21 protein-coding genes, 2 tRNA genes and 1 other RNA gene are annotated in these 20,312 nt (G+C 64.9%); 11 read left to right on the forward strand and 13 right to left on the reverse strand.

Annotation, left to right across the window (positions count from 1 at the left end; translation table 11 throughout):
* Nucleotides 1-76: 76 nt before the first annotated feature.
* A complete protein-coding gene (locus tag ASG77_RS02270; RefSeq protein ID WP_056340623.1) occupies nt 77-658 on the reverse strand; it encodes a single-stranded DNA-binding protein in 582 nt (193 codons plus the stop codon).
* 215 nt (nt 659-873) lie between these two features.
* Here ASG77_RS02270 and ASG77_RS02275 point away from each other — a divergent pair.
* Nucleotides 874-946, forward strand: a tRNA-Arg gene (locus ASG77_RS02275).
* Nucleotides 947-1,060: 114 nt separating this feature from the next.
* Here the strand turns inward: ASG77_RS02275 and ASG77_RS02280 are convergent.
* The 3 genes from ASG77_RS02280 to ASG77_RS02290 are packed head-to-tail and all read right to left on the reverse strand — an operon-like array spanning nt 1,061 to nt 4,298.
* Complete coding sequence (locus tag ASG77_RS02280; protein WP_056340625.1) at nt 1,061-1,918, reverse strand: sugar phosphate isomerase/epimerase family protein; 858 nt, start codon at nt 1,916-1,918, stop codon at nt 1,061-1,063.
* Nucleotides 1,915-3,129: a dihydrodipicolinate synthase family protein gene (locus tag ASG77_RS02285; protein WP_056340629.1), complete on the reverse strand. Its 1,215-nt coding sequence runs from the start codon at nt 3,127-3,129 to the stop codon at nt 1,915-1,917. Before ASG77_RS02285 ends, ASG77_RS02280 begins: the two co-directional genes overlap by 4 nt.
* Nucleotides 3,129-4,298 carry a Gfo/Idh/MocA family protein gene (locus ASG77_RS02290; RefSeq protein ID WP_056340631.1) on the reverse strand — a complete coding sequence of 390 codons (1,170 nt, stop codon included), beginning with the start codon at nt 4,296-4,298 and terminating at the stop codon, nt 3,129-3,131. The genes ASG77_RS02285 and ASG77_RS02290 overlap by 1 nt, the downstream gene beginning before the upstream one ends.
* Before the next feature lie 178 nt (nt 4,299-4,476).
* On the opposite strand from ASG77_RS02290, the gene ASG77_RS02295 reads away from it, so the two are divergent.
* Together ASG77_RS02295 and ASG77_RS02300 are read left to right on the forward strand one after the other, a co-directional pair.
* On the forward strand, nt 4,477-5,565 hold the full coding sequence (locus tag ASG77_RS02295; protein WP_056340634.1) for a LacI family DNA-binding transcriptional regulator: 1,089 nt from the start codon (nt 4,477-4,479) through the stop codon (nt 5,563-5,565).
* Nucleotides 5,566-5,569: 4 nt separating this feature from the next.
* Nucleotides 5,570-6,205 carry a GNAT family N-acetyltransferase gene (locus ASG77_RS02300; RefSeq protein ID WP_056340635.1) on the forward strand — a complete coding sequence of 212 codons (636 nt, stop codon included), beginning with the start codon at nt 5,570-5,572 and terminating at the stop codon, nt 6,203-6,205.
* Here the strand turns inward: ASG77_RS02300 and map are convergent.
* Entirely contained in the window at nt 6,192-6,959 is a 768-nt protein-coding gene (gene map, locus ASG77_RS02305; RefSeq protein ID WP_056340638.1) for a type I methionyl aminopeptidase, read from the reverse strand. The two genes, ASG77_RS02300 and map, sit on opposite strands and share 14 nt — an antisense overlap.
* Nucleotides 6,960-7,099: 140 nt before the next feature.
* Here map and ASG77_RS02310 point away from each other — a divergent pair, with 140 nt between their 5' ends.
* On the forward strand, nt 7,100-7,876 hold the full coding sequence (locus ASG77_RS02310) for a DNA alkylation repair protein (RefSeq protein WP_082575782.1): 777 nt from the start codon (nt 7,100-7,102) through the stop codon (nt 7,874-7,876).
* A 15-nt stretch (nt 7,877-7,891) separates the two neighbouring features.
* On the opposite strand, the gene mptB is transcribed toward ASG77_RS02310, so the two are convergent.
* Entirely contained in the window at nt 7,892-9,448 is a 1,557-nt protein-coding gene (gene mptB, locus ASG77_RS02315; protein ID WP_181037117.1) for a polyprenol phosphomannose-dependent alpha 1,6 mannosyltransferase MptB, read from the reverse strand.
* A gap of 162 nt (nt 9,449-9,610) precedes the next feature.
* On the opposite strand from mptB, the gene orn reads away from it, so the two are divergent.
* The 3 genes from orn (at nt 9,611) to def (ending at nt 11,134) form a co-directional block, all read left to right on the forward strand.
* Nucleotides 9,611-10,243 (forward strand): oligoribonuclease, encoded by a 633-nt coding sequence (gene orn, locus ASG77_RS02320; RefSeq protein WP_082575783.1) that lies wholly within the window; start codon nt 9,611-9,613, stop codon nt 10,241-10,243.
* Between the two features lie 129 nt (nt 10,244-10,372).
* Nucleotides 10,373-10,445, forward strand: a tRNA-His gene (locus tag ASG77_RS02325).
* A 116-nt stretch (nt 10,446-10,561) separates the two neighbouring features.
* Nucleotides 10,562-11,134: a peptide deformylase gene (gene def / locus ASG77_RS02330; RefSeq protein WP_056340647.1), complete on the forward strand. Its 573-nt coding sequence runs from the start codon at nt 10,562-10,564 to the stop codon at nt 11,132-11,134.
* A gap of 9 nt (nt 11,135-11,143) precedes the next feature.
* On the opposite strand, the gene ASG77_RS02335 is transcribed toward def, so the two are convergent.
* The 4 genes from ASG77_RS02335 to rnpB form a co-directional block, all read right to left on the reverse strand.
* Nucleotides 11,144-11,941, reverse strand: a complete 798-nt coding sequence (locus ASG77_RS02335) for an HNH endonuclease family protein (RefSeq protein ID WP_056340650.1) — start codon at nt 11,939-11,941, stop codon at nt 11,144-11,146.
* Between the two features lie 125 nt (nt 11,942-12,066).
* The gene (locus ASG77_RS02340; RefSeq protein WP_056340655.1) at nt 12,067-12,270 is read right to left on the reverse strand and encodes a hypothetical protein; all 204 of its coding nucleotides are present in this window, start codon (nt 12,268-12,270) and stop codon (nt 12,067-12,069) included.
* 77 nt (nt 12,271-12,347) lie between these two features.
* On the reverse strand, nt 12,348-13,826 hold the full coding sequence (locus ASG77_RS02345; protein WP_082575784.1) for a glyceraldehyde-3-phosphate dehydrogenase: 1,479 nt from the start codon (nt 13,824-13,826) through the stop codon (nt 12,348-12,350).
* 268 nt (nt 13,827-14,094) lie between these two features.
* An RNA gene (gene rnpB, locus ASG77_RS04560) (RNase P RNA component class A) lies at nt 14,095-14,481 on the reverse strand.
* A 56-nt stretch (nt 14,482-14,537) separates the two neighbouring features.
* Here rnpB and ASG77_RS02350 point away from each other — a divergent pair.
* On the forward strand, nt 14,538-15,302 hold the full coding sequence (locus ASG77_RS02350; RefSeq protein ID WP_056340662.1) for a YaaA family protein: 765 nt from the start codon (nt 14,538-14,540) through the stop codon (nt 15,300-15,302).
* A gap of 60 nt (nt 15,303-15,362) precedes the next feature.
* On the opposite strand, the gene ASG77_RS02355 is transcribed toward ASG77_RS02350, so the two are convergent.
* Nucleotides 15,363-16,118, reverse strand: a complete 756-nt coding sequence (locus tag ASG77_RS02355) for a zinc ribbon domain-containing protein (RefSeq protein WP_056340665.1) — start codon at nt 16,116-16,118, stop codon at nt 15,363-15,365.
* Nucleotides 16,119-16,250: 132 nt separating this feature from the next.
* Nucleotides 16,251-17,174: a Nif3-like dinuclear metal center hexameric protein gene (locus tag ASG77_RS02360; RefSeq protein WP_056340669.1), complete on the reverse strand. Its 924-nt coding sequence runs from the start codon at nt 17,172-17,174 to the stop codon at nt 16,251-16,253.
* 99 nt (nt 17,175-17,273) lie between these two features.
* Here ASG77_RS02360 and msrA point away from each other — a divergent pair, with 99 nt between their 5' ends.
* The 3 genes from msrA to epsC all read left to right on the forward strand — a co-directional run bounded on the left by msrA (nt 17,274) and on the right by epsC (nt 19,423).
* Complete coding sequence (gene msrA / locus ASG77_RS02365) at nt 17,274-17,798, forward strand: peptide-methionine (S)-S-oxide reductase MsrA (protein ID WP_056340672.1); 525 nt, start codon at nt 17,274-17,276, stop codon at nt 17,796-17,798.
* A gap of 65 nt (nt 17,799-17,863) precedes the next feature.
* A complete protein-coding gene (gene cysK, locus ASG77_RS02370) occupies nt 17,864-18,799 on the forward strand; it encodes a cysteine synthase A (RefSeq protein ID WP_056340675.1) in 936 nt (311 codons plus the stop codon).
* Between the two features lie 39 nt (nt 18,800-18,838).
* Nucleotides 18,839-19,423, forward strand: a complete 585-nt coding sequence (gene epsC / locus ASG77_RS02375) for a serine O-acetyltransferase EpsC (protein WP_056340679.1) — start codon at nt 18,839-18,841, stop codon at nt 19,421-19,423.
* A 15-nt stretch (nt 19,424-19,438) separates the two neighbouring features.
* On the opposite strand, the gene ASG77_RS02380 is transcribed toward epsC, so the two are convergent.
* A complete protein-coding gene (locus ASG77_RS02380; RefSeq protein ID WP_056340682.1) occupies nt 19,439-20,272 on the reverse strand; it encodes an oxidoreductase in 834 nt (277 codons plus the stop codon).
* Between the last annotated feature and the right edge of the window lie 40 nt (nt 20,273-20,312).

Below are 20,312 nucleotides of genomic sequence, written 5' to 3' on the forward strand. Positions count from 1 at the left end.
CGGAACGGTCCCGGTGCGGGCGGGCTGCCGGCACCGGGACCGACCGTGTCCCGTGCGGTATCCAACGCCAGCACTTTCAGACGGCGGCTCCGGCGAGCTCGCCTGTTTCAGCGTCCACCGGAATTTGGTTGCCGTCTGCGTCCTCGTGGAAGACTCCCAAGGCTGCAGCGTCGTCGTCCGCGTGCTCCCCTTCCTCCGGGTCTCCTCCGTCGTCCTCAGGATCAGCGGGGCCGGTGCCGCTGCCCTCCGCTGCGGCCTCCTGGCCTGCCGCGCCGTTGTCTGAAACGAGGTGCAGTCCGGTGTCGCTGGTACGGATGTAGTTGGCCGAACCCCGCTTGAGGTCGTGCCCCACGGAATCCGCATCGATTTCGGCCGAATGGTAGACCCGGCCGTCTTTCTCCCAGCTGCGCAGCTTAAGCCGGCCAACTACGATGACGCACTGGCCCTTTTTGATGCTGCAGGCCATGTTCCCGGCAAGCTGACGGTAGCCCTGGACGTTGAACCAGTTGGTGTGGCTGTCCACCCAGGTGCTGGTGGCCCGGTCAAAACGCCGCGCCGTTGAACCGAGGCGGAACGAGGCGGTGCCGACGCCGCCCGGGGTTGTAGAGGTCTTGATATCCGTGGCAACGAAGCCCCGGAATGTTTGGTAGTCAGTCATCATCTTGTCCTGTCTCGAAAGGTAGCGCCTTACCGGCAGAACCAGCTTCGCGCGGACAGCACCGGGCCGCGAGAGACAAGTTCGCGTATGTGCACAAGTCTTCCCAAAACTGCCTTGTTGAGGAGAAGTACCGGCAGCGCGCGACGCTGACGCTGCTGCGCGTCGGGGCAATGTAGACTTTTTGATGCGCCGGATCTATGGTCGTGGCGCCACGTGCCCCAGTAGCTCAGGGGATAGAGCAGCGGCCTTCTAATCCGCCGGTCGGGGGTTCGATTCCCTCCTGGGGCACAAGATGATGAGTTGGCACGTCCTTGACGGATGCGCCGGTCAGCGAAGAACACCCCCGGTCTTCGGACCGGGGGTGTTTTTCGTTGTGTGCGTGTAACGAACCTGCGGGGTGAATCAGGCGTAAGGCAGCACGAGTTCCGCGTAGCGGGCCTTGACGGTCTCCATGACAGCATCGCCGTCGGCGTCCCAGACCTCCTGATTGAAGATCTCAACCTCGATGTCCCCGGTATACCCGGCGTCCCTGACCCAGGTGCCGATGGTGGCGAAGTCGATGACGCCGTCGCCCATAAAACCCCGGGACAGCAGCGGATCGGCCGCGATGGGCATGTTGAAGTCACACACCTGGTAGGAGGCGATGCGCCCTTCCCGGCCGGCACGTTCAATCTGCGCCTTCAGTTCCGGATCCCACCACACGTGGAAGGTGTCGACGGCGACGCCCACGGCCTGCGCATCAAAGGGCGTTGCGAGATCCAGGGCCTGGCCCAGGGTCGAAATGACGGCGCGGTCCGCTGCGTACATGGGGTGCAGTGGCTCCAGCACCAGCCGGATGCCCTGCTCCGAGGCGAACGGGACAAGGTCGGCGAGACGGTCGGCCACCCGCTGGCGGGCACCCACCACGTCTTTTTCCCCCGGCGCCAGGCCGCCGACCACCAGGAAGAGTTCCCTGGTGTCCAGCGCAGCGGCTTCGAGGACCGCCGCTCGGTTGTCCGCCAGGGCGGCGGCCTGGCCGTCAGCGTCAGCCGCCGTCAGGAAGCCTCCGCGGCATAAGGAGGAGACCCGTAGGCCCGCGTCCTTGATCATCTTCGCGGCCTTGTCCAGCCCCGCTTCTTCAACCCGGTCGCGCCACGGGGCGATCGCGGGAATTCCGGCGCGGACACAGCCATCAACCACTTCGGCGAGCGTCAATTTCTTGGTTGTGGCGCTGTTCAGGGAAAGCCGTGAAAAAGGGGACGGACCTGAATTGGATGTCATACTCCCACCCCGTTGATGCGCAGGTAGTCGGACATTCGGAACGCGGCGAGCGCCGGGTCCTTCAGCAGCCCTGCCTGGTCGGCAAGTTCGAAGGTCTTGGCCAGGTGGCAGACGGAGCGGCCGGAGTGCAGTCCGCCCACCATCTGGAAGCCGGGCTGCCTGCCGTTGAGCCAGGACATAAAGGCGATCCCGGTCTTGTAGTAGAACGTGGGGGCACTGAAGATGTGCTTGCCGAGTTCGCGGGTGGAGTCCAGGATGGCCCGCGCTTCGGCAGCCTTGCCGGCGTCGTACTTCTGCAGCGCAACCGACGCGGCAGGGTAGATAGCAGCGAAGATGCCCAGCAGCGCGTCCGAGTGGTGGCTGCCGTCGCCGTCGATCAGTTCCGGGTAGTTGAAGTCGTCGCCGGTGTAGAGGCGGACGCCTTCCGGCAGGGCAGCGCGCAGGGCAACCTCGTGCGTTGCGTCAAGCAGCGATACCTTGACGCCGTCCACCTTGTCGGCGTGCTGGCGAATCAGGGACAGGAACGTCTCGGTCGCGGCAGCGACGTCGTCCGAACCCCAGTATCCGGCCAGCGCGGGATCGAACATGGTCCCGAGCCAGTGCAGGATGACGGGCTGGTCCACTTCCTGCAGCAACGTCGAATAGACGTGCAAGTAGTCGTCCGGACCGTTGGCCACGCGGGCCAGCGCCCGGGAAGCCATCAGAATGATCTTGGGTCCGGCTTCACTGACGACGGCGATCTGCTCGCGGTAGGCGTCCAGGACGGCGGCAAGACCTGCCTTGCCGGTGGGCAGTGTTGCGAGCTCCAGCTGGTCGGTGCCGGCACCGCACGAGACGAGATCGCGGACGGTCTTCCCGGCGGTAGCAGGGCCACCGGCGATGACCACCGAAGCGGCCTCCACACCCGTGCGCTTGATGAGCTGCTGGGTTGCGGCCCAGTCCAGGCCCATGCCGCGCTGGGCCGTATCCATGGCATCGGCGACACCGAGGCCGTAGGACCAGAGTTCGTGCCGGTACGCCATGGTGGCGTCCCAGTCGAGGCTGGCCGGGGCACCTGGCGTGTTGTCCGCCAGGACCTCGGGAATGACGTGAGCGGCGGCGTACGCGCGGCGCGACGTGAGCGGGGCGGTGGGGCGCGCCCACGACACGCCGCCCTGGAGACGGTACTCGCGGGTGCCGCCGTCGTGGGTGGGAAGGATCAGGGAAGTCATCAGAGCGTGATCTCCGGGATGTCGATGGTGCGGCGTTCGTCGTTGGACTGCAGGCCAAGCTCGGCCAGCTGGACGCCGCGGGCGGCGGACAACAGGCCGAAGCGGTGCTCGCGGCCGGCCACGACATCGCGCAGGAACTCTTCCCACTGCAGCTTGAAGCCGTTATCCAGCTCGGCGTTGGCGGGAACTTCCTGCCACTGGCTGCGGAAGGATTCCGTGACGGGCAGGTCCGGGTTCCAGACCGGCTTGGGAGTGTGGGCGCGCTGCTGGGCAACGCACTTGTTCAGGCCGGCAACGGCGGAACCATGCGTGCCGTCGATCTGGAATTCCACAAGCTCGTCGCGGTAGACGCGGACTGCCCAGGAGGAGTTGATCTGGCCGATGACCGGCTCGCCGGCCGGGGTTTCGAGTTCAAAGATGCCGTAGGAGGCGTCGTCGGCCGTGGCCTTGTACTCCTTGCCTGCCTCGTCCCAGCGGGCCGGGATGTGGGTGGCGGTCTTGGCGTTGACGCTCTTGACCTTGCCGATGATGCCTTCGAGGACGTAGTTCCAGTGGCAGAACATGTCCGTGGTCATTCCGCCGCCGTCTTCCTTGCGGTAGTTCCAGGACGGGCGCTGCGCTGCCTGCACGTCGCCTTCGAAGACCCAGTAGCCGAACTCGCCGCGGATGGACAGGATGCGGCCGAAGAAGCCTTCGTCCACCAGGCGGCGGAGCTTGACCAGACCGGGGAGGTACAGCTTGTCGTGCACAACGCCGGCGGTGACGCCGGCTTCCTTGCCGATGCGGGCCAGCTCGATGGCTTCTTCGAGGGACTCTGCCGTGGGCTTCTCGGTGAAGATGTGCTTACCGGCGAGCATGGCCTTCTTCAGGGTGGCGGCGCGGAGGCTGGTCATGGAGGCATCAAAGATGATGTCCACCGAAGGATCATTAATCACGGAGTCGAGGTCCGTGGTCCATTCGGCCACCTTGTGCAGTTCTGCCAGCTCGCGGATCTTGGCTTCATTGCGGCCCACCAGGATCGGCTCCACCTGGACCTTGGTGCCGTCCTCCAGCGTGAAGCCCCCGGCGTCGCGGATGGGAAGGATGGAACGCAGCAGGTGCTGGCGGTAACCCATCCGGCCGGTAATGCCGTTCATGGCGATACGGATCGTCTTTGTTTCGAAGCCCATGTGTCCTCCACGGTGAGTGAGCAGTGTTACTTAAGCTGAATTGGGAAAGCGCATTCCCACTGCGTCCATCATGCACCGCTCCCCTTCGGGTTGGCAAGCGCTTTCCCAAAGTATCCTCAAACTGCCATACTGAAAGCGGCGCTAACGGCGCTGAAAGTCTGTATGAACGGGAGAAGTTGTGGCTGCAAGTACCCTCACCGAGGTGGCCCGGCTGGCGGGCGTGTCGCCGGCCACCGCCTCCCGCGTGCTGAACGGCTCCGCCCGGATACCCGGCAAGGATATTGCGGACCGGGTGCGCCAGGCTGCCGAATCCCTCGGCTACATTCCCAACGCCCAGGCTCAGGGGCTGGCCAAGTCCAGCTCCGGGCTTATCGGGCTGATCGTGCATGACATTGCCGATCCGTACTTCGCAGCCATTGCCCGCGGAGTCCAGGAGGCCGCGAGGGAACAGCACAAGATGGTGCTGCTGGCCACCACTGTGGGCGCTCCGGACAGTGAGAAGGAAGCCGTGGCTGCCTTCGCCGCACGCCGCGCCGATTCCATCGTGATCGCAGGATCACGGACCTCCCGCGCCGAGGACCTGGAAGGCAACACCGAACTCGCCGCGGAACTGGACCGATACTGCCGCAACGGCGGCCACGTGAGCGTGATCGGCCACGGGATTGTGGGGGCCGCGGCAGCGGACGGCTACCACGTGGTGAATGTGCCCAATGAGGAGCTGGCCGCGCATCTCGCAACTGAGCTCGCCACGTCGCGGGAAGAAGACTTCGTCATCGTCGGCGGCCCGGAAGGGCTGTTCACCTCCGACGACCGGATCCGTGGGTTCCAGCGCGGCCTTGCCAGCGCCGGCCTGCCTGCCGCGGACGTCATCCGCACGGACTTCACCCGTGCGGGCGGCTTCGAGGCCGGCCTCGCCCTGGCTGCACGGATCACAGCGTCCCAACCCGGGACCGAGACAAAACGGCTCTGCATCTTTGCCGTCAACGATGTTATGGCCATCGGTGCCGCCGCCGCGCTGCGCTCCCAGGGACTGCGGATCCCGCGCGACGCCGCCGTTGCCGGTTTCGACGATATTGAGACTCTGCGCGATTTCCGGCCGGCCCTCTCCACGGTGCACCTTCCCCTGGAGGAGATCGGACGGCAGGCCGCCAGCAGGGCAGCCGGCCCGTCCGCCGACGATGCCGGGTCGCCCCCGATAACCGGCCAGGTCATACTCCGGCGCAGCACCGAAGTGGCACACCCGACCAGCGCCGAGTCGGTGGCCTGACCAGATGGCTGACGGGCCCGTCCCCGGCCTGACGACGGCCCCGGCGCTGTGGAACGGCGTCGAGCGGCTGTTCGGCCGGCCCGGTGAGCCGTCCCGCTGCTGGTGCCGGTTCTTTGCCCTCACGGGTCCGGAGTACTCGGCGCTGGATCCGGCCGCCCGCAAGGCACAGTTGAAGGAAAAGTTCGACGGCGGCTCCCCCGCCCCCGGCGTCCTCGCCTTCGTCGACGGTCAGCCCGTGGGCTGGTGCGCCGTGGAGCCACGGACCTGTTATCCACGTGTGCTTCGCTCCCGCGTGCTTCGGCAAGCGGAGAAATCAGGGCCGCCCGATTCCGAAACAGCACCACCGGATGCGGCCGACAGCGTGTGGTCAGTGACCTGCTTCGTGGTCGCCGCCAGCCACCGCCGGAGCGGTGTGGCAGCCGCGCTGCTGCGCGCCGCCGTCGAGCATGCCCGGCTCAATGGTGCCGACGTTGTGGAAGGCTACCCGGTGGACCGCGAGCAGCGGCCCAAAGCGGGACCCGCAGACCTTTACCAGGGCACGCTGAACCTCTTCCTGCGCGCCGGGTTCACCGTGGCCAGCAGCGCCGTCCCAGGGCGGGCCGTGGTGCGCCTGAGCCTCACCGGACCTAAGGGAACGTAAGGATCAGCGGGCCATCGGCAGTGATGGCCACTGTGTGTTCGCTGTGGGCAGCCCGGCGGCCGTTGGCGGAACGCAGCGTCCATCCGTCGTCGTCCTGGTAGTAGTCGTCTTTGCGGCCCAGGATCAGCATGGGCTCGATGGCGATGACCAGCCCCTCGGTGAGCTTGATCCCCCGTCCCGGCCTGCCGTCGTTGGGGACCGGCGGTTCGGCGTGCATGGTGCGGCCGATCCCGTGGCCGCCGTGGTCAGCCAGCAGACCGTAGCCTGCCCGCCGCGCGGCGCCGCCGATCGCGTAGGCAAGATCGCCCATTTTGTTGCCGATCCGGGCTGCCTCGATCCCACGGGCCAAGGCGGCATCCGTGGCATCAATGAGGGCCTGGTCCACAGGATCGGGTGTTCCCACAATGAAACTGACGGCCGCATCGCCGCACCAGCCCTCCAGGAATGCCCCGCAATCCACGCTGAGCAGGTCACCGTCCTGGAGTTTGTAGCCATCGGGGATTCCGTGGACCACGGCGTCGTTCACACTTGTGCAGATCACGCCGGGAAAAGGAACTGCGGCCCATCGCGGGTGGTAGTCCAGGAAGGCCGGCGTGGCTCCCGCCGTGGCAATCGTCTCGGCGGCCAGCGCATCGAGGTCACGCAGGGTGACACCCACTCCGGCGGCCTCGCGCACCGCCGCCAGCGTATTGGCCACCACTCGCCCGGCTTCGCGCATGAGGGCAATCTGCTCGGGAGTCTTGATCATGGACATGCAGGGAACCTCCGACGTCGGGTGGCACGGTTCACGGGAACGTGCAGTTTGTCTGGTCCCACTCTAGAGCCGTCCCGCTGAGGATGGACCGGCCGACATCCACGCCGCCGGCACCTCGCTAAAGTTGCACCATGGACGGAATGTCGCCGAATGACGAATCGCTGGACACGGACGCACCGGTCACGGAAGCTCCGGCCACGGAGACTCCGAACCGCGAGTTGCTGGATGCCGTGCGCGCGGCGCTGCGGGAGCGGACTGACCCGGTGCGGGCCACAGGCGCACAGGCATATATGAAGTCGACTCTGCCGTCACTGGGCGTCAGAGTTCCGGAAGTCAGGCGGCTGGCGCTGGCCGCTGCTTCCGTCCATCCCGTTACGTCGGCGGGCCAGTTGAGGGCCACGGTGCTGGAACTCTGGCGCGGCTCCACAGTACGCGAGGAACGCTATGCGGCCATTGACCTGACAAGCCTCCGGTTGGTGGCCCGTGACCAGCTGATGCTCCCTGTCTATGAGGAGATCATCCGCACCGGCGCGTGGTGGGATTTCGTGGACGGGGTGTCTCATCGTATCGGCGCCCTTCTTCAGGCCCACCGGCCCATGATGACCGAACTCCTGCTGGCATGGAGTACAGACCAGGATTTTTGGATCAGGCGGTCGGCCATCACCTCGCAGTTGAAGGCCAAGGCCAGCACGGATCAGGACCTGCTGCGGGCTGTCATTGAGCCTAACCTGGCGGACCCGGAGTTTTTCATCCGGAAGGCCATTGGCTGGGCGCTTCGTGAATACGCCAAAACGGACCCGGAGTGGGTACACGACTTCGTAGTGGAAAAGGGCACGCGGTTGAGTCCGCTGTCCCGGAAGGAAGCCTTGCGGCATCTGGAACAGGGCACGACGGCGGGAATCACCGGCGCCGGATAACCGCGCCTGCGGAGACTAGATAACGGGGCGTTCGGTCACCGGTTCGGCAGACTTCCGGAAAAGCCTTTTGGTGTCCGGATCCATGAAGATCAGGTACATGGCAAAAAGCAGGCCGGTAATCGCTGCCGCGAAGCGGGCAAGCACCAGGGCAAGTCCCAGGTCCTCGGTCTGGAGGTAGGGAAATACCTCCAGCTGGTCAGAAATGGCGTAGATCATGAAGAACGACACGATGAAATACAGGGCCTTGACCTGCCAGTCATTGCGGATGCCTGTCACCGCGAACAGCGGGATGAGCCACACCACGTACCAGGCCTGGATCATCGGCGCCAGCACCACGATGGCCGCAAAGCCCAAGGTGAGGCGGCGGATCAGCCGCTCATGCTCACCCCTGAATATCTGGAAGGCGACGATGCCCACGGCAAGTAGTTTGCCGGCGTCGAACACCCAGTCGGCGAGCGTCCACCCGTCGAGGCCAAAGGCGTTCGAAACGGAAGCGACCACCAGCCCCACCAAGCCCACCGGCGCGTACCAAATGAAGAGGCTGCCGGGGGCGGACAGCCCATTGATCCAGCCGAAGCCGAACCCGTTGACGAGGCTCAGGCCGTACAGAATGGCCAGGCTCAGCCCTCCGGTCAGTCCCCAGAACAGGAATTTCCGCGGCCACCCGGCGTTCTTGCCTGCCCAGATCAGGCCGATGAACGGCAGGAAAACGATGGTGATGGGCTTGACGGCGATGGACAGGGTGACGAGGACGATGCCCAGCACCACGCGCCTGGTGGCCGCGTAGTACAGCCCGGCAAGGGCCAACCCGATCATGAGGGCATCATTGTGGACGCTGGCGATGAAGTTGGTGAGGAACAGGGGGTTGGCCGCGGTGAGCCACAAGGCGCGGTGCGGATTGACGCCGTGAAGCTCGGCCAGCTTGGGCACGTAGATGACACAGAGGACCACACCAAACAGCGCCACGAGCCTGAAAAGCATCACGCTGGCCTCGGGCTGGACGTTGGTAGACCAGACCACAAACTGCTCGATCCACAGAAACAGCTGGCCGTACGGCACAGGAGCTTCAGTCCACTGTTTGTCGGCGCCTAGCTGGAAATAGTTGGACAACGCCGAGATGCCGTTCTCATAGGGGTTGAACCCCTCCACCATCAGCCTGCCCTGACCAATGTAGGCATACACGTCGCGGCTGAAGAGCGGGACGGTGAACATCAACGGCAGGCCCCATGCCGCGATGGCCTGCAGCGTCGCCTTTCGCGCCGCCGGCCCCCATACGCGGACCCGCTGGCCGAGCCTCAGCCAGGAGCGGACCAGGAGCATTCCGCCTACCGCAACCAGCACGATGGCAAGGGCAACGCCGATGGCCTCCGTCCGCATCCAGATAAAGATCGGTACGCGGCGGAGTTCGGAAACGGGGGCCAGCCAGCCGACGCCGAGGGATCCGAACACCATAAGGACCGAGCCGACAAGACCGGCAAGGATGGGGGACCTGGCGTTATCCACTTCTGCCGCAGCGGGCTCCGGGATCACACTGGCGGCCATCTCCCCCGTTGCAGGCACAGGCGCCGTCATCTCAGGATCGTCCAATCTCTTTACACTCGGCGCTTCAGCCCCGCGGGCGGCGGTGGCCGCCCGGGCCGCGCAGACACAGCACAGCGGCAAAATCCTCGCCCCCATGTACCCGAAATCCTAGCATCGGACGGTTGCGCCGGAGCTAAACGGTAGGCTGGTCCGGTGCCTATATCTAACGAACGCATCGTCTGGATCGACTGCGAAATGACCGGCCTGGACATCAAGAACGACGCCCTGATCGAGGTGGCGGCGCTGGTGACGGATTCAGAGCTCAACATTCTCGGCGACGGTGTGGACGTGGTGATCAAGCCTGAGGATGCTGCCCTCGCCCAGATGAACGACTTCGTCAGGGACATGCACACCCGGTCCGGGCTGCTGAAGGAACTGCCGCACGGCAAGACCATGGCCGAGGCCGAAGCCGCCGTGATGGAATACATCGAAAAGTGGGTGCCGGACCCGCGCAAGGCACCGCTGGGCGGCAACTCCGTGGGGACCGACCGCGTCTTCCTATCCCGCGACATGCCGGCCGTTGTGGAGCACCTGCATTACCGCGTGATCGACGTCAGCACCATCAAGGAACTCTCCCGCCGCTGGTTCGCCCGGGCTTACTTCCAGTCCCCTGCCAAGAAGGGCGGCCACCGCGCACTGGGTGACATCCAGGATTCCATCGACGAGCTCCGTTACTACCGCGAGGCGGTTTTTGTTCCGGCTCCGGGGCCTGACAGCGCCACGGCCCGCGAAGTCGCCCAGCGCATCACTGCCTCGCCGGGCACAGCAGGTATTCCGAAAGAGTAATCTGCGCCACGTTTGGCGGAAATTTTCGCAAAAACCCCAAAAGTGGCGCAAGCACCCTCAAACAGCAGGTAAGCTATTTGAGTTGCCTTTCCAGAGCACCGGACCGCCGGGAATTCTGTGGGGCACATGGTGGGCTTAGCTCAGTTGGCAGAGCGCCTGGTTGTGGTCCAGGAGGTCGCGGGTTCAACCCCCGTAGCTCACCCTCATAGGGCGGCAGTAAAAGCCGTCCATTTGGAGGCCGTACCGGATATCCGGTACGGCCTCCATTTTTTTGCATATCCGCCGGCGCCACGCCGCACGCACGAAGGGCCGCCTGACATGACAGTTCTGCCAATCACCGTCTGGGGTGAACCGGTGCTGCACCGCCGCGCCGCCGAGGTGGAGGTTTTCGACGACGAACTGCGCACCCTGATCGCGGACATGTTTGAAACCAACGACGCCGCCAACGGCGTGGGCCTGGCGGCGCCGCAGGTTGGTGTGGGCAAAAGAATTTTCGTGTACAAGTACGCCAACGACGACGGCGCTCCGCCCATCGGGGTCCTGGTAAACCCGGTACTGACACTGTCCAAGATCTCTGGCGCGCTGCCGGACCCCGAGGAAGAGGAAGAGGGCTGCCTCTCCTTCCCCGGCGGCGCATACCCGCTCAAGCGTGCGGAGTGGGCGCGGGTGGAAGGATTTGACGGCCATGGGCAGCCTGTGGAGTTCGAAGCGACCGGATGGTTCGCACGGGTCATCCAGCACGAATACGACCACCTCGACGGAAAGCTGTACGTCAACCGGCTGATTGACCGCTATGCACGGAAGGCCATGAAACTGGCCAAGAAGAGCGGCTGGGGTGTGCCCGGCCTGACCTGGATGCCCGGCGTGGATCCGGACCCGTTCGGCCACTGAGCCGAAGCATTACCTCGCGGTAATGGTTGGCTGGTCCGGGCAGGAGTCCAGGACGCGCTTCATCGCATCCTTCTCCGGCTGCGTGACCCACAGTCCATAGGACGCCTTCACCGAGATCTGGCGGGCCACGTAATGGCAGCGGATGTTTTTGTTCTTCGGCAGCCAGGTGGCGGCGTCGCTTGCGCTCTTCTGCTGGTTGGCGGGACCGTCCGCGGCGATGAGGTTCAGCGGATCGTTGGCCAGGCTCTGGCGCTGCTGCGGGGTCAGCGCCTGCGCGCCCTTCTGCCATGAGTCTGCCAGAGCCACCACGTGATCGACCTGGACCGCCTTGCTGCTTTCCGGGCCACGGCGGAAGTCCACCATTTTTCCCGTGTAGGGCTCGTGGAAAGCGCCCGACGCGACCCGGCATTTGGACCCCTCCGTGAAGCCCACAGCGGTGAGGTCCCTGCGAAGGATGTCATTGCGGGTGTCGCAGCCGTTCCGGTCCACGTCCAGCCAGGCCTGCCCGAAGGCCTCCCGCTGGTAATTGTCCTTGGGACCCCGTCCCTTGACGGAAAGCCGCTCGAGGGCGGTCAGTGCACTCCCCTGCGGTACAGCGTGCACCGGGATCACGGGCTTCATCCAGGTCCCGTCGAAAACAGGCGCCTCGCGGGGCCCGGCGATTGCAGGTTCTGCCGCAGCGAACTGGCCCGCGGTGAAAAACCACCCCGCTGAGCCCACTGCAGACAGGGCCAGCACCGCCAGCAGAGCCCAGGCCTGCCTCGAGCGGCGGCGGGCCCGGCGGTAGGCACGCCAGTTGACGGTCATGGGCAACCGGCTCTTCCGGAAATGTAATGCACCAGAAGAGCCTAGGCCACCCCACTGACACCCATGCGGTTATCCACAATGGGGAGGACGAGTGGCCCGGGTGATCCGCCGACTGCTATGGCCGGCTACTGCTCCCGTGCTACGCGGCGCAGGTCTTCTTCGGCAACCTGGAGAAGCCCTTCGAGCTGGCGCACGCGGTCGTCGCCGACGTCGCCGGAAGCCCGGGACGCGCGGGCCTGCTCCAGGAGCCTGATGGCTTCTTTGTGGTTGGCCTTGGCGACGTCGAGGGCGTGTTCAAGAGTGGTCTCGTGGAGAGTTTCGTTATCCATGCCACCAGTGTGGTCCCGATTCCCGGCTGATTCCAGCGAATCAGCCGGGAATGTAGGGCAGCCAGCCCGCAAACGGCCTAGACGGCGATTGCGGCCAAGGCAGCAGCGGCTTCCTTGGCGGGGAAGGACGGCGGGTTGACGCCGGCCATCTCTTCCATGACCCGGACTACCTGGCAGCTGTAGCCGAACTCGTTGTCGTACCAGACGTAGAGGATGACGTTCTTGTCATTGGAGATCGTGGCGAGACCGTCCACGATGCCGGCGCGGCGCGAGCCGACGAAGTCCGTGGAAACAACCTCCGGCGAATCGATGTAATCGATCTGCTTGCGCAGGTCCGAATGCAGGGACATCTGGCGCAGGTAATCGTTCACCTCATCCTTGGTGGTGCCGTTCTCAAGGCTCAGGTTCAGGATCGCCAGCGAGACGTCCGGGGTGGGGACCCGGATGGAACTTCCCGTGAGCTTGCCCAGCAGCTCGGGCAGGGCCTTCGCCACAGCGGTGGCCGCTCCGGTTTCCGTGATGACCATGTTCAGCGCGGCGGAGCGGCCGCGGCGGTCGCCCTTATGGAAGTTATCGATCAGGTTCTGGTCGTTGGTGAAGGAGTGGACCGTCTCCACGTGGCCGTGGACCACACCGAACTTGTCGTTAATGGCCTTCAGGACCGGGGTGATGGCGTTCGTGGTGCAGGAGGCTGCGGACACAATCTGGTCCGTGTCCTCGATGGTGCCGTGGTTGATGCCGTGCACAATGTTCTTCAACGCACCCTTGCCCGGAGCGGTGAGGAGCACGCGGGCAACGCCCTTGCTCTGCAGGTGCTGCGACAGGCCCTCAGCGTCGCGCCAGCGGCCCGTGTTGTCCACCACCAGGGCGTCGTGGATGCCGTAGGCGGTGTAGTCGATCGTGGCGGGGTTTTCCGAGTAGATAACCTGGACCTGGACACCGTTCGCGGTGATGGTGTTGGCGTCTTCGTCCACGCGGATGGTTCCCTCGAAGGAGCCGTGGACCGAGTCACGGCGCAGGAGGCTGGCGCGCTTGGTGAGGTCCTTGTCCGAGCCGCGGCGCACCACGATGGCGCGCAGCCGCAGGCCGTGGCCACCGCCTGCCTTTTCAATGAGGAGGCGCGCCAGCAGCCGGCCGATCCGGCCAAAGCCGTAGAGCACAACGTCGGTGCTGGTGCGGTCATCGCCGCCACGCTTGCCAACTACCTCGGCAAGCTCGGCGCGGAGGAACTCTTCCAGGGTGGCGCCGTCGCCTTCTGCCTTGAACTTCTCCGCCAGTCGGGCGACGTCGATGGCCGCAGCACCAAGTTCCAGCTGAGCCAGGATGTTCAGCAGCGGTGCGGTCTCTTCGAGCAGGAGCTCGGTGTTGCTCATGCGGCGGGCGAAACGGTGCGCCTTGAGGATGTTCATGGTGGACTTGTTGATCAGGCTGCGGCCGTGAATGCTGGTCACCACGTTGTTTTCGCGGTACAGCCGGCCAATCACCGGAATCATGGCCTCGGCGAGAGCCTCCCGGCCCATCCACGTATCAAGACAAGAATCTGACGTCTGGCTCACAGAACTACCTTCCTCGGTTCAGCCGCATACGTCGTCGTACGCGGTTGGCGGCCACCTGATGTTGTCCAGGGGCTCTGGCACCGGCAGGATGCGGTCCATCCCGGGTGCCGTGGAGAAGCGTAAAGAAAAGCCACCGGCTGCGAACGCAGACCCGGCGGCAGAACTTCTACGTTCGCTCTCTATTCTAGGCTGGAGCGACACCACGGACCGCCGCGACCGGCGTGAAATCACTCACATGCGGGGCGGGTCGGTGCCCGGCGGGTGGTGTTGGATGGGTTGACCGATACGCCGGGTTCTGTGCTCCCGCGCCGTTACCAGCGCGGGAGTAGCGGCCATCCATCTACGGACGCCGTTGCCGACGCCCTCCAGCGGCCTACCCGGACACTCGGGCGGGCAGCCCTCAAACGTGTCCTGTCTGGCCTTGCTCCGGGTGGGGTTTACCTAGCCTTCCCGGTCACCCGGGAAGCTGGTGGTCTCTTACACCACCGTTTCACCCTTACCTGCTGAGCTTCCGTTGCCGGAAGACGCAGGCGGTCTGTTCTCTGTGGCACTGGCCTGCGGGTTACCCCGAGTGGGCGTTACCCACCACCCTGCCCTGCGGAGCCCGGACGTTCCTCGAGCCACTTGCGTGACGCGCGGCCGCCTGGTCAACCCATCCGCAGCCAGTCTACCGCCGGAAGGAGGCCCCTCCATCGCCGGTAGGATCGTACGGTGCTGATTCTGCTTCCCCCCTCCGAAGGCAAGACCCCCGCAGTCCGCGGGTCCGCCGTCGACTGGCCGTCACTGAGTTTTCCTGAACTCAACACCTACCGGGCCAAGGTCCTGGAAGCGCTGGGGACGGTGAGTGCGCATGAGGATGCCCTCGCACTGCTGGGCGTCGGCGCATCGCTGCAGGACGCAGTCGAACGCAACACCCGGCTCCACGCCGAACCGGCGGCTCCTGCGCACCAGATCTATTCGGGCGTTCTGTACGACGCCCTCGGCTACAAAACCTTGACGCCGGCGCAGCGCCGGAAGGCCGATGTTTCGGTGCTGGTGATCTCGGCCCTGTGGGGTGCCATCCGCTTCGCCGACAGTGTGCCCGCCTACCGGCTGTCGATGGGAACGGCACTGCCCGACGTCGGACGCCTCGCCTCGTTCTGGAAGCCGCAGCTTTCGGAAGCCCTCGCTGAGTCCGTGTCGGGGCATCTGCTCGTGGACTGCCGCTCCAGCACGTATGCCGCGGCGTGGGCCCCGCCGCCGGCGCAGACGGTGGCTGTCAACGTTTTCACGGAGGTGAACGGCGTACGCAAGGTGGTGAGCCACTTCGCGAAGCACACCCGCGGCGAGCTGGCGAGGCACCTGCTCGTCCGCCGCGGCAACGCCCCGCAGACGCCGTCGCAATTGTTGAAGGCCGCACGCGAAAAATGGGACGCGGAGCTGGTTGACGGTTCAGCGCAGAAACCGCACGCCCTGAACATCATCCTTCCCAACTAGGTCGCGCTAACTGTCGTTTAGAGCGTCCAAAACGACTGTTAGCGTTACCTACAGGGGCGGCTAGGCAGTTGGGGCGGGCGTGTTCCACTCGGCGGAGCGCACCAGGATGGCACCCGAATCCGGGCAGAACACAATGTCGTCCTCGGCGGCGGACTTGATCTCGGCCAGATCTCCGGGGCTCAGCTTCATTCCGGAGGCTTCAGAGGTTCCGTGGAACAACCGGGCGGCGCCTACTCCCCGCTTTGCCAGTGTCTTTTCGTAGATAGCCAGCATCCCGGCGTCGAGGCCTGCAGCGAATTCGGCGCGCTTGCCGCGTACAACCGTCGCTTCAGCGGCCACTTCGGCCAGGGCCTCATCGAGTTCGGCCCGGATGCCGCCGAAAGAGCCCTGGACGTTGTCCACGATGAGCTGCTGGGCCGCCTGCCGTTCGCGCAGTGAATCCAGGCGTTCCAGGATTTCCAGCTCAACGTCTTCAAGGTCCGAGCGGCGCTTGTTCAGCGATGCGATGTCCTTCTGCAGCGCCACGAGGTCCTTGGAAAGGCCCGTTCCGCTGTTGAGCCGGGCTTCGTCGCGTGCGATGCGGGAGGCGACCTGTTCGACGTCGGCCTCAGCGCGCTTCAGCTCGGCTTCGGCGTCATGGACGGCCATCTTGGCGGAGCCGAGTTCACCGTTGGCGACGGACAGGGCAGATTGCAGGTCCTCGATCCGGGGATCGGTTTCCAGGGCCCGGCGGCGGTTGGACAGGGACTTGAGCTTTGCGTCCAGCCCTTGCAGTTCGAGCAACTTCAACTGTTCCGCCGGTGCTGCCTTGGCCACTATTTACCTCCGCTAAATCCAATCCGGCCGAAGCCGGGCACCGTATCGGCGCTGTATAGACTCTAGCGCCTGGCCTGCTCCCCTGCCTCGTTCCGCTCGCCCGGGGACCCCTCACGCCAGGCTTAGCCCGGCTTAGCCCGGAGTCAGAATGAAGTCCCACGGATCGCTGTTGGTGGTGCTTACCTGGATCTCGACGTCGTGGCCCTGATCGGCGAGCACATTGCCCAGTGCCGACGCCGCGGCGGGCAGCCACAGCCATTCGCTGGCGAAGTGCGAGACGTCAATCAGGTACGGCCGGCCGTTGACTGACTCTTCGCGGGCTTCCGACGCCGGGTGGTGCCGGAGGTCGGCGGTGACGTAGACATCGGCGTTGTTGGCCCGCACCTCACTGAACAGGGAATCCCCCGCACCACCGCACACCGCAATGCGCCGCACCAGCCCGTCTTTGTCCCCCGACACACGGACTCCCCCGGCCACCGACGGCAGGATGCCGAACACCCGGGCAGCAAAATCGCCCAGGCTCATCACGTCAGCCAGATCACCAACGCGTCCGATGCCTTCCTCGGGCAGTCCGTTCGCGGCCACCGTCAGCGGGACAGCGCCTTCGAGTCCCAGCGCATCAGCCAGGACGTCGGAAACGCCCCCGACGGCGGAATCACCGTTGGTGTGGACGGTCAGGAGTGCGGTTCCAGACTCGATGAGCCGGTGGATGGCCTGCCCTTTGGCAGTGGTGGCCGCCACTGACGTGACGCCTTTGAGGAGCAACGGGTGGTGGGTAATCAAGAGCTCGGCACCCCATTCAACGGCTTCTTCGATCACCGTAAGCGTGGGATCAACGGCGAACATCACCCTGGTAACGGGCGCTGACGGGTGGCCGGCCACGAGCCCCACTTCGTCCCAGTTTTCGGCCAGTGACTCGGGCCAGAGTTCCTCTACCGCCAGCAGAACCTGCCCCAGCGTGGGAGCGACCGGGCCAGCCGCTGCCGCGTCCTCCCCGGTAGGGGTGCCGTCGTCGTGCTTGTCCGCATCTCTGACGCCGATGTCTGCAGGTTCCATACTCTCAGTTTTACCCCATCGGGCCGGTTGCCCCGCATATTTCAAACTCTCGTAGGGTGGTCAGGGAATCATCCGGCGCGCTCAACCATTGAAGAGGTCATGAAAACTTTTGTTCTTGGCGGGGGCTGCTTCTGGTGCCTTGACGCTGTCTACCAAATAACCAAGGGCGTCACATCGGTGATTTCCGGGTATACGGGCGGCCATGACCCCCAGCCGGACTACTACTCCGTCTGCGGCGGGACCACAGGCCACGCTGAGGTTGTTGCGGTCACCTTCGACGAGTCCGTCATCCCGGCCGAGGTTATCCTCGACATGTTCTTCGCGCTGCACGATCCCACCACGCTTAACCGCCAGGGCTACGACGTGGGCACGCAATACCGCTCGTCAATGTTCTATGAGACCACCGAGGAGAAGATTCTCTTCGAGGAAGCCATTGAACGGAACCAGGCGCTGTGGTCGCACCCGATCGTGACCGAGGTCAGCCGGCTGCCACGGTTCCATGTGGCGGAGGACTTCCATCAGGACTTTTACGGCAAGTATCCCGAGCAGGGTTACTGTCAGGTGATCATTAACCCCAAGCTCGCCAAGGCCAGGAAATATTACTCTGCATGGCTTAATGCTTAGCAGCGGCTGCTCAGCCATCGTTAGGCTGACCTCAGCATTCACTCTTGAGAGATAGGCATATCTACATGGCACGGATCTATGACGATGTAACGCAGTTGGTCGGCGGCACTCCGCTGGTCCGCCTGAACCGGCTCACCGAGGGCCTGGGCGCCACTGTGGCCGTCAAGCTGGAGTTCTACAACCCGGCCAACAGCGTTAAGGACCGCATCGGCGTGGCCATCGTTGACGCCGCCGAGAAGTCCGGCGCCCTCAAGCCCGGCGGCACCATCGTTGAAGGCACCTCCGGCAACACGGGCATCGCCCTGGCCATGGTGGGCGCGGCCCGCGGTTACAAGGTCATCCTGACCATGCCCGAGACCATGTCCACCGAACGCCGCGTTATGCTGCGGGCGTTCGGTGCCGAGATTGTCCTGACCCCGGGTTCCGAGGGTATGCGCGGCGCCGTGGAAAAGGCCCAGGAAATCGTGGCCAACACGGCGAACTCCATCTGGGCCCAGCAGTTCGCCAACGAGGCCAACCCTGAGATCCACCGCACCACCACCGCCGAGGAAATCTGGTCCGACACCGACGGCAAGGTAGACATCTTCGTCGCGGGCATCGGCACCGGCGGTACCGTCACCGGCGTCGGCCAGGTCCTGAAGGAACGCAATCCTGAGGTCCAGATTGTTGCCATCGAACCGAAGGACTCCGCCATCCTGAACGGCGGCGCTCCCGGGCCGCACAAGATCCAGGGCATCGGTGCGAACTTCATCCCGGAAATCCTGGACACCAACGTCTACGACGAAGTCCTGGACGCCACCCTGGAGGACTCCGTCCGAGTCGCCCGTGAACTCGGCGTCAAGGAAGGCATCCTCGGCGGCATCTCCTCCGGCGCCATCGTCTGGGGCGCCCTGGAACTTGCCAAGCGCCCGGAGAATGCCGGCAAGCTGATCGTGGCGGTTGTCTGCGACTTCGGCGAGCGTTACATCTCCACCGTGCTCTATGACGACATCCGCGGCTGATCAGCCCGTTGTCGCCCCGTTTCCTGTAGAAAGAACTTTGTGGGCTTCTTCGCAAGACTGAAGGAAGACCTCGACGCCGCCCGGTCACACGACCCGGCGGCTCGAGGTTCTTTTGAGAACTTTTTCGCCTATTCTGGGCTGCACGCCATCTGGATCCACCGGCTGACGCACCATATGTGGCAAACCCCGGGACTGCGGTTCCCGGCGCGGCTGGTGTCGCAGCTGGGCCGCTTCCTGACCGGAATCGAGATCCATCCCGGCGCCACGATCGGCCGCCGCTTCTTCATCGACCACGGCATGGGTGTGGTCATCGGCGAAACCGCCGAAATCGGCGAAGACGTGATGATCTATCACGGGGTCACGCTGGGCGGCCGCTCCCTGGCCAGGGTCAAGCGCCACCCGACCATTGAGGACCGGGTCACCATCGGCGCCGGAGCCAAGATCCTGGGACCCATCACCATCGGCCGGGACAGCGCCGTGGGCGCCAACGCCGTGGTGGTCAAGGACGCGCCGCCGGAATCGATTGTTACGGGAGTGCCCGCCAAGTGGCGCCACCGCGATGCCCAGCGCGAAACTAAACCCGCTGTGGATCCGGCCGAGTACGACATCGAATACCGGATCTGATCCCTCGCTGCAGCCCTACCCGGCCACACGCTTCAGGACTGCCGTGACCACCGCATCATAGAGCCGGTCGGGCAGGACGCGCCGCAGGCCCAGAATGGCCGCCGCTCCCCTGCCCACCGGATACCGGGTCCGGGGACGCGCGGCCGTTGCTGCGTGCAGGACAGCCGCCGCAATCACCGCCGGCTGCGTTGAGGTTTCGGGCCTGTCCGCGGACGCCAGGACATCCGCCATGTGCCTTGCCTGGGCAGCGTACGGTCCCTCGCCGCTGCTGGCCAGCAGCCCGTCAGCGGAAATCCGGCCCCACTCGCTCAGCGTACTTGCCGGTTCGATGATGGCGACTTCGACGCCGTGCGGCTTGAGTTCCAGCCGGAGTGCGTCGCTCATGCCCTCAACGGCGAACTTCGTGGCGTGGTACCAGGCGCCGAGGGGCTCGTAGAATTTTCCGCCAATGGACGAGATGTTGATGATCCTGCCCCGTCCCGCACTCCGCATGGCCGGCAGGACCAGCTGGGTCATTCTGGCAAGGCCAAAGACGTTCACCTCAAACTGGCGCCGGCCTTCGGCCAGGTCCACCTGTTCCAGCGCCCCGTAGGACCCGTAGCCGGCGTTGTTGACCAGGACATCTATCCGCCCGCGCTCTTCCAGGACACGGCCGACGGCGGCACGCATCGAATCGTCGTCCGTCACGTCCAGCGCCAGGACCTGGACGCCCAGCGCTTTCAGCGGCTCCATCCTGTCCACCCGGCGGGCGCCGGCGTAGACGGTGAAGCCGTGGCTGCTGAGCTTCTTCGCCGCCTCGAAGCCGATACCCGTGGAGGCTCCCGTAACTATTGCGACTGGCTTGGGCATTCTGACTCCTTGGATGGACGGACACCACAACAGCCGGAAT

The sequence above is a fragment of the Arthrobacter sp. Soil762 genome (genome assembly GCF_001428335.1).
In the GTDB taxonomy this organism is placed as follows: domain Bacteria; phylum Actinomycetota; class Actinomycetes; order Actinomycetales; family Micrococcaceae; genus Arthrobacter.

Excerpts from the sequence above, each read along its gene's own strand:
- cysK (WP_056340675.1), top strand. The coding sequence starts at position 17,864 with ATGGCACGGATCTATGACGATGTAACGCAGTTGGTCGGCGGCACTCCG.
- mptB (WP_181037117.1), bottom strand. The coding sequence starts at position 9,448 with ATGACGGCGCCTGTGCCTGCAACGGGGGAGATGGCCGCCAGTGTGATC.
- ASG77_RS02310 (WP_082575782.1), top strand. The coding sequence starts at position 7,100 with ATGTCGCCGAATGACGAATCGCTGGACACGGACGCACCGGTCACGGAA.
- ASG77_RS02280 (WP_056340625.1), bottom strand. The coding sequence starts at position 1,918 with ATGACATCCAATTCAGGTCCGTCCCCTTTTTCACGGCTTTCCCTGAAC.
- ASG77_RS02290 (WP_056340631.1), bottom strand. The coding sequence starts at position 4,298 with ATGGGCTTCGAAACAAAGACGATCCGTATCGCCATGAACGGCATTACC.
- ASG77_RS02360 (WP_056340669.1), bottom strand. The coding sequence starts at position 17,174 with ATGGAACCTGCAGACATCGGCGTCAGAGATGCGGACAAGCACGACGAC.
- ASG77_RS02335 (WP_056340650.1), bottom strand. The coding sequence starts at position 11,941 with ATGACCGTCAACTGGCGTGCCTACCGCCGGGCCCGCCGCCGCTCGAGG.
- ASG77_RS02300 (WP_056340635.1), top strand. The coding sequence starts at position 5,570 with ATGGCTGACGGGCCCGTCCCCGGCCTGACGACGGCCCCGGCGCTGTGG.
- def (WP_056340647.1), top strand. The coding sequence starts at position 10,562 with ATGACAGTTCTGCCAATCACCGTCTGGGGTGAACCGGTGCTGCACCGC.
- ASG77_RS02270 (WP_056340623.1), bottom strand. The coding sequence starts at position 658 with ATGACTGACTACCAAACATTCCGGGGCTTCGTTGCCACGGATATCAAG.
- ASG77_RS02285 (WP_056340629.1), bottom strand. The coding sequence starts at position 3,129 with ATGACTTCCCTGATCCTTCCCACCCACGACGGCGGCACCCGCGAGTAC.
- map (WP_056340638.1), bottom strand. The coding sequence starts at position 6,959 with ATGTCCATGATCAAGACTCCCGAGCAGATTGCCCTCATGCGCGAAGCC.
- ASG77_RS02380 (WP_056340682.1), bottom strand. The coding sequence starts at position 20,272 with ATGCCCAAGCCAGTCGCAATAGTTACGGGAGCCTCCACGGGTATCGGC.
- msrA (WP_056340672.1), top strand. The coding sequence starts at position 17,274 with ATGAAAACTTTTGTTCTTGGCGGGGGCTGCTTCTGGTGCCTTGACGCT.
- ASG77_RS02340 (WP_056340655.1), bottom strand. The coding sequence starts at position 12,270 with ATGGATAACGAAACTCTCCACGAGACCACTCTTGAACACGCCCTCGAC.